This is a genomic window from Methanohalophilus euhalobius, from assembly GCF_900215215.1.
Classification (GTDB): Archaea; Halobacteriota; Methanosarcinia; order Methanosarcinales; family Methanosarcinaceae; genus Methanohalophilus; species Methanohalophilus euhalobius.
Map to the genome: position 1 here is coordinate 166949 of NZ_OBDR01000001.1, position 12950 is coordinate 179898.

The 12950-nt window shown below is 44.0% G+C and carries 8 protein-coding genes; 4 read left to right on the forward strand and 4 right to left on the reverse strand.

Annotated elements, in window-relative coordinates; all coding sequences use genetic code 11:
• Positions 1 to 2: 2 nt before the first annotated feature.
• The 4 genes from CP947_RS00870 (at position 3) to CP947_RS00885 (ending at position 6171) form a co-directional block, all read left to right on the forward strand.
• Complete coding sequence (locus tag CP947_RS00870) at positions 3 to 887, forward strand: DUF58 domain-containing protein (protein WP_096711381.1); 885 nt, start codon at positions 3 to 5, stop codon at positions 885 to 887.
• A complete protein-coding gene (locus tag CP947_RS00875) occupies positions 881 to 2761 on the forward strand; it encodes a vWA domain-containing protein (protein WP_243641476.1) in 1881 nt (626 codons plus the stop codon). Before CP947_RS00870 ends, CP947_RS00875 begins: the two co-directional genes overlap by 7 nt.
• Complete coding sequence (locus tag CP947_RS00880) at positions 2761 to 5193, forward strand: vWA domain-containing protein (RefSeq protein WP_096711382.1); 2433 nt, start codon at positions 2761 to 2763, stop codon at positions 5191 to 5193. The genes CP947_RS00875 and CP947_RS00880 overlap by 1 nt, the downstream gene beginning before the upstream one ends.
• A gap of 654 nt (positions 5194 to 5847) precedes the next feature.
• Entirely contained in the window at positions 5848 to 6171 is a 324-nt protein-coding gene (locus CP947_RS00885) for a DMT family transporter (RefSeq protein WP_096711383.1), read from the forward strand.
• Between the two features lie 14 nt (positions 6172 to 6185).
• On the opposite strand, the gene CP947_RS00890 is transcribed toward CP947_RS00885, so the two are convergent.
• The 4 genes from CP947_RS00890 to CP947_RS00905 all read right to left on the reverse strand — a co-directional run bounded on the left by CP947_RS00890 (position 6186) and on the right by CP947_RS00905 (position 12945).
• Positions 6186 to 7370 (reverse strand): argininosuccinate synthase, encoded by a 1185-nt coding sequence (locus CP947_RS00890; RefSeq protein WP_096711384.1) that lies wholly within the window; start codon positions 7368 to 7370, stop codon positions 6186 to 6188.
• A gap of 49 nt (positions 7371 to 7419) precedes the next feature.
• A complete protein-coding gene (carB, locus tag CP947_RS00895) occupies positions 7420 to 10656 on the reverse strand; it encodes a carbamoyl-phosphate synthase large subunit (protein WP_096711615.1) in 3237 nt (1078 codons plus the stop codon).
• Positions 10656 to 11753 (reverse strand): glutamine-hydrolyzing carbamoyl-phosphate synthase small subunit, encoded by a 1098-nt coding sequence (carA, locus tag CP947_RS00900; protein ID WP_096711385.1) that lies wholly within the window; start codon positions 11751 to 11753, stop codon positions 10656 to 10658. The genes carB and carA overlap by 1 nt, the downstream gene beginning before the upstream one ends.
• 94 nt (positions 11754 to 11847) lie before the next feature.
• Complete coding sequence (locus CP947_RS00905) at positions 11848 to 12945, reverse strand: TolB family protein (RefSeq protein ID WP_096711386.1); 1098 nt, start codon at positions 12943 to 12945, stop codon at positions 11848 to 11850.
• Between the last annotated feature and the right edge of the window lie 5 nt (positions 12946 to 12950).

Below are 12950 nucleotides of genomic sequence, written 5' to 3' on the forward strand. Positions count from 1 at the left end.
CAATGACTGAAAAAAGACATAGCATTGATGTTAGTTTCCTGAAGGAACTTGACAGGTTTTCCTTTATGGTACGCAAGCGCGTATCCAGTGTGTACGCCGGTAGCCGTCGCTCAATTCACAGCGGAAAGGGACTGGATACCAGAGGATACAGGGAGTATCACTGGGGTGATGAACCAAGGACTATTGACTGGAATGCCTATGCACGTACCGAAAAACTCTATGTAAGGGAATTTGAGGAAAGTAAATCCCTGACAAACCATATCCTGCTGGATGCAAGTAACAGCATGGAATATTCATCAGACGGGCCTACCAAATTCGAATATGGGGCGATGCTTGCTATCGGGTTTGCTTATCTTGTAACAAAAGATAATGACAAATTCGCAATTTCCACATTTGCCACCAATGTTAGCTTCAGTCAGCCAAAACGTGGCAGGAAATACCTGCTCAGAGCTATCGACAGGCTGGCAGAAGCAGAAACCGGTGGCGAGACCTCCATAGAGGAATGCGTGAAACAGTATGAAAAAGCGATACGTTCGCGTTCCCTTGCAATAATAATTTCTGACTTTCTGGATGATCCAAAATCCATTGAATCCGCTATATACAGGCTTTCAATCCATGAACTTATTGTAATACAGGTAATGGATAAAACTGAAAAGGACCTACAAATTGATGGTCTGGCAAAATTGACTGATATGGAAAGTGGTGAAGAATTGCAAACCTATGTCAGCAAGAATTTCCAGAAGAATTATCAGGAATTGCTCAATGAGCATGTCTACAGGATACAGCAAGCCTGTGATCATGTAGGTGCGGATTTTTACCAGTTTTCAAACGATAAACCAATCTTTGAGGCTTTCCTTGAAACACTGAGCAGCAGGAGGCGATGGTAATACCCTTTGATAATACAATGGCCCTTGCCGCTCTTGCAAGTGTGATCCCCTTAATAATAATTTATCTTCTCAGGCCCAAACCTGTCCAGCTCAGTATACCTTCCCTGATGTTCTTAATGCAGGTGGAAAAGCAGAAAAAACGTTTTTCATCGATCAGGAAATTTCTGAAGGACCCACTGTTTCTTATCCAGTTACTTGTACTCATACTGCTTTCCACAGCTGCAGCAGCGCCATTTTACACTTCACAGGAAGAGCTGAGTGATGAACATACTGTAATTGTCATTGACGCCTCCGCAAGTATGCAGGCAGGCAATCGGTTTGATGATGCAACACGCCTGGCTGAAGGATATCTCAGCAAGAAGAACAGTATAATACTGGCCAAAAGCAGTCCGGAAATTGTTGTTGAGAACACTGATTCATCGCAAGCATCCGATGCGCTTGAAAATATCGAGCCCAGCGACACGATAGCTGATATTTCTGGGGCAATGTCCGAAGGTATGAGACTCCTTTCGCAGAGAGGCGGTACAATGGTTGTGCTGTCCGATTTTGCCAGCTGGGAGGGAGAAGATCCGGTATCTACAAAACAGCTTGCCCAGTCCTATGGGATTGACACTGCTTTTGTTGATGTAGGCTCAGCAGTGGGTAATGTGGGAATCATAGATGGTTGGATAGGCATCGAAGATGGTAATTACGTGTATACCTGTGTTGTCAAGAATTATAATGACTTTACCGAAAGGGTTGATGTAGAAATTGAAAACCCGGCTGGTTCAGTAAAGCGCTCTCTTAATGTGGGACCCTCGGATACAGCCCAGTTTCGTGTGAATCCCCTTTCTTCGGGGGTTACATCAATATCAATCGCAGATGAGGATAATTTGCCTGCAGACAATAATGCATATGTTGTAATTCCAACCCAATCGGATACGAAAACTTTGTTTGTTTCGGATGAAGGGAAGTTACCATCAAAAATTGCTCTTTCTACACTGGCGTTTGTGGATATTTCTACGGCCGAGGGCATTCCTTCTTCCACTGATGATTACCGGATAATGGTCATCGGGCTGAAAAACCGCTCCCTTGCATCCAACGAGGTAGAAAGGCTTGACAGTTTCCTGAACAATGGCGGCCGGGTAGTGGTTATAGCCAGCCAGATGCTTGCAGGCGGCAATGCCACAGACCAGTTCCAGAGCATGCTCCCGGTTATACCCGGTGATGTGGCTGAAACACAGAATATCCTGGGTATCGATCTGGAAGTTGTCCAGTCCTCAAGTCTTACCGATGATGTCAAATTCAACGAGATTGCCATGTATAAATATCTCAATGCCACACCGCGCAATGATGCAACCGTTCTGGTTGCAACCGAGCAGGGAGACCCTTTACTTGCCCACTGGTCTGTGGGAGACGGGACACTGGTATATTTCGGCTTCAATGATGAATTGGGTGAGCCGTGGAACAATTTCCACAACCTGCCTGAATACCCGGTGCTCTGGGCACGGCTTACAGCCTGGCTCGGTGGCAGTGGGGATATAAGTGATTATAACCTGGAAACCGGAGATGTCACATCCCTTGCCCGGGAAATGACAGTACAGACACCTACCGGTACAATAACCACCCAGAAGGTATTGTTCGAACAGGTCGGGACATATAATATCGGAGGACGCACCGTGGCGGTCAACCTGTACAGTGACCGTGAATCGGATACTACCAGGCAAGGATCGGAGGTAATGGAACGTGTTTCAGACCAGAACAGGGACAGTCCAGATATCGTCCGCCAGGATAGTTATGAGGCAAAGAACTATCTGGACAATTACCTGATTATACTGGCTATCCTACTGGCAATACTTGAAATCCTGATTATACGCAACCGGGGTGAACTGTGATGCTTTCCTTTGAACAACCCATTATACTTGCATTAATATTACCCGTGCTGGCAGGTGCCCTATACCTTATGCTTAAGGGCGGTAACAAAAAACTGCTCATTTCCAGGGCAATTGTTCTGTCCCTGTTGATAGTGGCCCTTGCTTCCCCCTTTACTCTGGTAAGCCAGGTAACAGAACAGGAAAACCCGCAGCTTGTGATAATCTCGGATGAAACCGATAGTATGCAGCTCTTCGAGGAAGGTGTGGCCGATGAACTCTATGAAAGCCTTACCACCAAAACCCCGACCACCCTTGTCAGGCTGACAGGTGACAAAACCGCTCTGGGAGATGCCATCGTGCAGTATGCCAGCAGTGATAACCAGGTCGTGCTGGTGACTGATGGGAACAATAATTACGGCAAGGACCTTGAAGAAGGACTGGATTTTGCACAAAATATAGGATCCACTGTATATGCAGTTACACCGGAAATTGAATCAAACGATCTCAGTATTCAGGTAAAAGGTGACAAAACCGCAGTAAAAGGGAATGAATACCGGTTTGAAATAATTGTATCCCAGGCTAAAGAAGTACCTGTGGAATATACATTCAACGCCTATGCGGATGATGAATTGATACGCAGTGGCACCTTCACACAGAGCAGCAGACAACGCAGCTATCAAATCCCTTATAGATTCAATGAGCTCGGTGCACATGAGATCAAAATTGAGCTGAGCACACAGGCGGATGAGGCCGATAATATTAATAATAATTTCCTTAAATCGGTCTACGTGGTACCAAAACCCAAAATACAGTACATAACTGATGAACCGGACTCTCCACTATCCAATATCCTGTACAACCTTTATGATACCTCTACCAACTCCAACATTTCTAATCTGGATTCACAAAAAGCTGTGGTAATCGATAATATACCCGCCAATAGAATCTCCGAATCAGATGTATCAATTCTGAAACAATATGTATCCAATGGAGGAGGCGTTGTTGTCACCGGAGGAGAGCGATCTTACGAATATGGTGATTACCTGAATTCTTCAATTGAGGATATCTTACCGGTAACTTCCACACCGACACAATGGAAAGGAGGAAGGGATATTGTCCTTGTACTTGATATTTCTCCTAGTACTGAAAAACACGGCACTCTTCCAGAAATACTGGGTAATGCGATATACCTGGTCCAGAAGGAGGAACTAAGAGGGGCCTATATGGGAGTTATCGCTTTTGGTAAGGAGGGACATGATGTTTCTGGTGGACTGAAGTATCTTGGTACGGCAGGCAACCGGGAATTTCTGGAAGAAGAAATACGCCAATTGCGACCAAGTACCACAAGTGAAACATCGCTCCATCAGGGTCTTGAAGTTGCACAGGAATGGCTTAATACAGAAACCGGGACATTGGATCTGGTGGTAATTTCTGACGGGGGTATAGAAGATTCCTATGAAGAAAGCCTAAACATGGCCAAAGACCTGAAGAAAGATAATGTGAACTTCTATTTTGTTCATATTCGGTCTTCAGCTCCCTCCCAGCAAGATGAGTCAGGTAATGTGTATGCTGAAAAACTTGTTGAAAACGTAGAAGGTACAACCAATAATTACTTCAAATTGGATGCCGGGCAACGGGCCAATATAATCTCAGATGAATCCATTGAACCACCATTAGATGAAAATGAATCCACTTCATCTTACCAGCTTTTCGAATTCAATCCCTCTCATTTCATAACCCGGAATTCAAATGTGAAAGCAAATATAACCGGCTACAATGATGTCACTCCAAAACCCGGAGCTAACAGGCTTGTCGTTGCTTCGAATGGGAAACCTGTTGTAACTACATGGAGATACGGACTTGGAAGAGTTGCTTCGATCACCACAGATAATGGCAAGGATGGAGGCTGGAGTTCACAGATGTATTCCGGTAACAACTCACAGCTGATATCAGCAACCGTAAATTGGGCCATAGCCAACCCACAACCTGAAGAAGGCGCGGTTGTGGAGGCACCGGATACATGGTTCGGGCTACCTGCCACAATCACTCTTACAATGTATGATGAGAAAGTTCCGGAACTTACATACAGGGGTGATGAACTGGAACTGGCTTTTGTTGGGAAAAACACCTATGAAGCCCAGATATTCCCAAAAACAATAGGGATGCATTATGTGAGTGGTTATCCAATTGCTGTGAATTATGCCATTGAGTACAGGGATGTTGGCCTCAATGAAGACTTGCCTTCCCTAATTATCGGAAATGGTGGTAAGGTCTACAGCCAAAAGGAAGCCAGAGCAAATCTCCTCACAGATGCCCGGCAGAACTCTCTTCAGAGTCGCATGGAGCCTGTCAGCTGGAAGATGTATTTTATCCTGGCTGCCCTGTTGCTCTTCCTGGGAGAAGTAATGCTTCGTCGCAGTCTGGAAATAATCGAATCCAGAAAGCAAGAATGAGATTAAGCCTTAATATGGCTTTGAAATTTTTTAACTCTTAAAAAATTTCAGGGTCTTTATCCTATTTCAATCCGGTTGTGTTATATCTGTCCATGACAATGTAAGAATTGTCCGGGATTTGTGCAGCATTGTTCCGGGCTGTATCAGCCGGGTAGGGGGACTACGGCTGATACATGGAGTGGAGGATTAAATGAGAACATGGTTGGGCATCCATGTTCTCAATCTACTTTTGGTTTTTTGCAGGTTAAATATCAACTATTATTCACATCCAACTTCTCAAAAATCCAAAATCTTTAAGTGTCGCAGCAATGTTACTGTATATACAATGACAATATCAAAATTGCCTGTAAGCTATTTTCGGATAAGTATTTCCTACGATGAATTTAATGTCTCTTTGTAATTTTTAACGGGACTATAATATTATATTGATATTTAAAAATCAAGAGAGATTATGCTATATAGACAAACATCCTATTAGTTTATGTGGTGATTGGGAGAAACCTTCTCTCAACATAACCTGACGGGGTGGGACCCGAGCGGGTTTATAATCGTGGGGTACGATAATGGAGGCATAGGAAAGGATACCTATGCCTTCTCTATTAATCCTTACTTTGAGGAATATCTATTTATAAGGTATAACTCCAAAATAGAATTATGAGTTATATCTATCTGATAGGAGCCATAATATTTGAAGTGTTTGGCACCACATGCATGAAATTATCTGATGGTTTTTCAAATATACTACCCTCTGTTGGAATATTCCTATTTTATGGAATCAGCTTTACCTCGTTAACGATTGCATTGAAAGGAATAGACGTAAGCATAGCTTATGCAATCTGGGCCGGAATGGGGACTGCAATGATAACGGTTATTGGAATCCTCTGGTTCAAAGAGCCTGCCACAGCAGTAAAAATGATATCTATAGTGTTTGTAGTAATTGGAGTAGTAGGCCTGAATATAAGTGGAGGAGGACATTAAATCCTCCACTAAAATTATTTATTGGCAACAAACCTGCGATACAGGCGTGCCTGGAAACCATGGTATTTGGAAAAACCTTCAGCATCCTGCTGGTCGATGACCTTGCTGTCAAAGGATACAAGGTCCTCTGAATACAAACCATTGGGTGAAGTCCTGGCCATAATGTAGACATTACCTTTGTACAACTTCACAGTTACAGTACCTGTAACACGCTGCTGTGTGGAATCTATGAAGGCATTCAGGTCTTCATACAGGGGTTCATCAACAAGACCCAGGTAGGCAAGTTCGGACCATTCAGCATCCACCATAGCCTTGAACTTGAGTTCAGAGCGGGTAAGCACAAGTTTTTCCAGATCCCTGTGTGCAGTCAGTAAAACTGTTGCTGCAGGGTGCTCATAATTCTCCCTGGCTTTCAATCCCAGCACACGATCCTCTATCATATCGGTCCTTCCGACACCATGGGACCCGGCGATTTTGTTCATCTTTTCGATAAGAGTTACTCCATCCATTGTCTTACCATCAAGGGACACAGGAACTCCGTTCTCAAAACCGATTTCTATGGTCTGTGCATCCGGGGCCTGCGCCGGGTCCACTGTCCAGTTGTAGATCTCTTCCGGCGGGATATAACCCGGATCTTCCAGTTTGCCACCCTCTATACTGCGGCTCCAGATATTCTCATCGATACTCCAGGGTTTGGAAGATGTTACAGAAACAGGAATACCATGTTGTTTTGCATACTCTATCTCCCATTCACGTGTCAGGTTCATGTCACGCATCGGAGCCACTACTTCCATATCCGTAAGTCTGAACACTGCCTCAAATCTCAACTGGTCATTACCTTTACCGGTACATCCATGGGCAAGCATTGAAGCTCCTTCCTTTTCTGCGATTTCCACGACCTTTTTAGCAATAAGGGGACGTGCAATGGATGTTCCCATTACATATCCTTCATAATCCCCGTTTGCCTTTATGAGAGGGAAAATATAATCATTTACAAATTCTTCCCTGACATCAAGGGTAAAATGCAGATCACTTATATTCTGGGCTTTTTCAGTAGCCTCCTCAACATCTTCCCGCGGCTGGCCTACATCCACCGCTACGGTTATTACTTCATCACAATCGTACTTTTCTTTAAGTAAAGGAACACATATTGATGTGTCCAGACCACCTGAATAAGCCAGTACTGCCTTTTTGACCATTATTAATACCTCAATCTAAAATAAAAAAGAAATAAAATCAGCCGTAAACTTAATTGTTCCGGCGGATCTCTTCATGATATTCGTTAATTGATTTAATCGTGCTGCTGCCCTCAGCCATTGCTTTAATGGCTTCAACTGAAGCACGCGCAGCCTGTATGGTTGTAATGTACGGAACCTTGAAATCCACTGCTGCCCTGCGTATATGGTAACCATCTTTCCTGGATTGGCGGGATGTCGGGGTATTTATGATAAAGGCAACATCGCCTCTCCTGAGCATATCAATGACATTGGGACTGCCTTCATGCACCTTCATGACTGCCTCCATACTGATACCTCTATCGGAAAGATAACGTGCAGTACCTTTTGTACCCATGAGTTCAAGTCCCATTTCCTGCAACCTGCGGGCAATTTCTACAATCGCCTCCTTATCTCGCTCCCTGATGGACAGGAATACTTTTCCATTCAGGGGAAGGAGATTATCAGCACTTAGCTGGGCCTTGAAAAATGCTCTTCCAAAGTCATAATCAATACCCATCACTTCACCGGTACTTTTCATTTCAGGGCCAAGCACAGGATCTGCACCGGGTAATTTGTCAAACGGAAGGAGGACTTCCTTGACAGAATAATGCTTCAGGGAAGGTTCCCTGTCCTGCAGGTAACCAAGATCCTTAAGACTGTGGCCGATGATAACCTGTGCAGCGATCTTTGCCAGAGGAAGCCCGGAAGCTTTTGATACAAAGGGAATCGTACGGCTGGACCTTGGATTTGCCTCCAAGACATAAACCTCGCCATCTTTTGTTGCCATCTGGATGTTTATAAGACCCTTGACCTCAAGCGCCATAGCAATCTTTCTGGTATAATCCCGAACCGTTTCAAGAATGTTCTCAGAGAGATCATAAGGAGGAATCACACAGGCAGAATCACCGGAATGTACTCCTGCTTCTTCGATGTGTTCCATGATAGCACCGATCAGGACATCATTGCCGTCACTCACAGCGTCCACATCGATTTCCACCGCACCCTCAAGGAAATCATCAATAAGGATGGGATGTTCGGGTGATACCCTGACAGCTTCTTTCATATAACGCTCCAGATCTGTGGAATCATAAACAATCTCCATTGCCCTTCCCCCAAGTACATAGGAGGGACGGACAAGGACCGGATAACCAATATCATTTGCAACCTTAAGGGCTTCTTTTTCGGATGTTGCATAACCTGCATCCGGCTGATTGATTTTCATTTTTGCAAGACGCTGGTTGAATTTTTCCCTGTCTTCTGCCACATCCATATTTTCAGGGGAAGTTCCCATTATCTTCGTCTTCAGGTCTGTGCGCCTGGCAAGTTCCTTCTGCAGGGGGATTGCAAGGTTAACCGAAGTCTGGCCTCCGAATTGTACGAGCACCCCATCCGGATTTTCCCTTTCAATGACATTCATTACATCTTCAAGGGTCAGAGGTTCGAAGAACAACTTATCCGAAGTATCATAGTCAGTAGAAACCGTTTCAGGATTGTTATTGATGATATGGGCTTCTATATCTTCTTCACGTATGGCCTGGACTGCATGCACCGTACAGTAATCAAACTCAATTCCCTGCCCGATACGTATGGGACCGGCACCCAGAATCAGGATCTTTTTTTTGTCTGTGGGCTTACATTCACACATCGTTTCATAACATGAATAATAATAAGGAGTTGCTGCAGCAAATTCTGCTGCACATGTATCCACCATCTTGTAAGTGGAAGTGATGGCCCCGTCCCTGCGTATATCATTTATTTCTTCCCGGGTCTTTGAACAACATTTGGCTATTCTGCTGTCAGTAAATCCCATTCTCTTGGCTTTTATAAGGAGATCAATGTCTGTTTCTCCATTTTTGAAAAGTTGTTCTGCAACCTGTGACTCCATATCTGCAATGTTGGCCATTTTTTGCAGGAAGAAACGGTCGATGCCCGTATATTCAGAGATTTGTTCAATGGAGTAACCTTTCTTCAGGGCTTCATAGATAACAAAAAGACGCTCACTTGTCGGCGTTTTGAGTAATGTGACAATCTCCGGATCATCCCTGCCCTTAAACTCAAAATCCATATCGTTGTCCAGGGAACGGATGGCCTTTAGCATGGACTCTTCAATCGTCCTTCCGATGGCCATAACTTCACCAGTACTCTTCATTGCTGTGGTAAGAGTCTTGTCTGCAGTTACGAACTTGTCAAAAGGCCATCTGGGTATCTTTGTAACCACATAGTCAATGGTTGGCTCAAAAGATGCAGGGGTTTTCTTTGTGACATCATTGAGGATTTCATCAAGTGTCATTCCCACAACAATCTTGGCGGTTACGCGGGCAATCGGATAACCGGTCGCCTTGGAGGCAAGAGCCGAGGAACGGGACACACGGGGATTGACCTCCACAACACGATATTCGCCGTCCTTTGTTGCAAACTGGATATTACATCCACCCTCAATACCCAATTCCCGAATTATCTTGATAGCTGCGGTCCTGAGCATCTGGTGCTCTTCATCATTAAGTGTCTGGGAAGGGGTAACTACTATTGATTCACCTGTATGGACACCCATGGGGTCAATGTTTTCCATATTACAGATAACAATGCAGGTATCATTGGAATCACGCATTACTTCATACTCAAATTCTTTCCAGCCCAGGACACTTTCCTCCACGAGTACCTGATTAATGCGGCTCAGCCTTATGCCCCTCTCTACGATCTGCAATAATTCTTCCTTTGTATGGGCAATTCCTCCGCCTGCACCTCCCAGGGTATAGGCCGGGCGGACAATAATGGGAAGACCAAGTTCCTCTATCACTTCTTCTGCTTCCTGCAAAGAGGAAATAGCCTTGCTGCGGGGAACTTTTTCCCCGATGTTTTCCATGGTCTGCTTGAAAAGTTCCCGGTCCTCGGTATTTGTGATTGCATCAAGAGGCGTACCCAGCATCTCTACGCCGTATTTTTCAAGAATACCCAGCTCTGCAAGTTCACTTGTAACATTAAGACCCGTCTGTCCACCCAATCCGGCAATTATACCGTCAGGCCGCTCTTTTTCAATGATTTCACCGATTAGTGGGGCTTCCAGGGGTTCAATGTAAACAGAATCCGCCATTTCAGGATCTGTCATAATAGTTGCCGGATTGGAATTTACAAGTACGACTTCAAATCCTTCTTCCCGCAGGGAGCGGCAGGCCTGACTTCCCGAGAAGTCAAATTCTGCAGCCTGTCCTATCATAATTGGACCGGAACCTATGAGCATTATCTTTTTTATGTCAGTCCTTATTGGCATCATTTATCGCCCCCTGCCATTTTGTAAATTTTGTCAAAGAATTGTTTTTCAGTATCCATTGGTCCAGGATGCGCATCCGGATGATATTGTACACTCAGGATATCAAGGTCCCGGTGTGCCACACCTTCGATCGTGTTGTCATTGGTATTGAGCTCGGTAGTGTAGAGATCGGTTGCCTCAAGAGAATCATTATCAACAGCAAATCCATGGTTCTGGGAAGTAATATGTACAATTGAGCTTGAAAGGTCCTTTACCGGCTGGTTGGCCCCCCGGTGCCCGAATTTGAGTTTGTATGTATCTGCTCCCATAGCCCTTGAAATAACCTGATGACCCAGACATATACCTGCAATGGGTAATTCCGATGCAAAATAGTTCACAGCCTTTGTGGCTTCTATCGCATTCTGTGGATCTCCCGGACCATTGGAAAGGAAAAGAAGATCAGGTTCATAATCACTTATTGCTGAAGCAGGTGTTGATGCAGGGACTACTGTTACATCCATGCCTCTTGCAAGCAGGCTATCCATAATATGGGCTTTCATACCCAGATCAATAAGTACAATATGTTTTTTATCAGAGGTATCAATCTTGCTTTTTACATTATATGCTTCATTACATGTTACTTTGGAAATTAAGTCAATATCTGATATTTTGGGTTGCTCCCTTGCAAGCTGCACGGCTGCTTCGCCGTCATCACTTCCATTAATAAGGGCAGCTCTCATTGTACCATGCTCCCTGTTATTTAGGGTGAGCATCCGGGTGTCAACCCCGGCAATAGCCGGTTTTCCCTCATCTTCCATGAGTCTGTAAATGGTGCGTTTTGAACTGTGATGAAAAGGGTCAGGACATGCTTGTCTGACTACAAGGCCTTCGGCCTTTACACCATCTGATTCAAAACATTCATCGCTGACACCATAATTACCAATAAGGGGATAAGTGAACATAAGGATCTGACCCTTATAGGAAGGATCACTTAGTGCCTCCTCGTAACCGGTATATTGAGTAGTAAAAACGAGTTCTCCGCAAACTGTACCTTCGGCACCAAAACCGGTGCCTGTGACAATTGTCCCATCTTCCAAACCAATTACTGCACTCATCATCGGAACCTGCCTATAAATGTAAAAAGTAGGCTATAAGTATTTCGATGGATGAAAGAAAAGATTCATTCAAAGTACAAGTAGTTACAAATATAAATTACACTTTCCTGAAAATTAATCTGGCTATCAGGAATAAAACTATGCCAAGTACAAGCCCTCCGGCAAACAAAGCAAGATTATTACTTATCTTGCCTAATAGTCCAATAGAGCCTTCATCCATATCCTGATTGTTTTCGGAGGTTAATACAACATCCTCATTCTCCGTTACATTTACATTAGTATCTTCTACATTAATACCGGAAATCTCATCTGTGCCTTCAGGATTTTCCATTTCCAACATCCAGAGATCAAAGGTTCCATTTGCTTTGGTTCCAAAGACTATTTTTTTACCGTAAGGGCTTACGGCAGGAGAAAATTCAACTTTCCTGTTGTCGGTAAGTGATTGTCTCTCATCATCCTCAGTATCAATCAACCATAGATTGGTTTCTCCTCCCTGATCAGAAACAAAGACTATCTTTTCACCTGATGGCAGGAAAAAAGGATCGACATCATTGGAATTACCATGGGTAAGTTGCCAGGATGTATCAAGTTCTACATCTGTCAGCCATAAATTACCCTTTAAAGAGTAAATTATTTCGCTCCCATCAGGAGACCAGGAAGGCTTACCTTCATCTTCTGAAGTAAAAGTCAACTGCCTATGTGATTTGTTTGTTATATCCATTACCCAGATGTCATAATTACCCGCAATATTGGATCGATATGCAAGCATTGAACCATCCGGACTTATTGAAGGTGAGCGGCGGTCTGCACCATCAGTTAATTGTGTAATATTGGATCCGTTGGCATTCATCTTAAAGAGATTGATGTAGGTAGAAGAACGCGGTTTTCGGGATTCTGACGCGAAATAAATTTCCTTCCCATCTGCAGAAAAACAGGGATCACCGTCCCATTTCATTCCATCATAAATAATATGTGGATTACTACCATCTACATCCATAATCCCGATTGCCTGACCATTCATGTAAGTAATCTGCTTTCCATCCGGACTCCATGCAGGATAATGATAGTCACTGCTATAATCATCAGTGAGAGGATATATATCCGCAACCTCTATTCCGGCAAATACCGGTGTTGCGGAAAAAATGATAAGGACCAGGCAAAAAAAAGCCATTAGTCCTGTTTTCAGCATTTTCATCACTC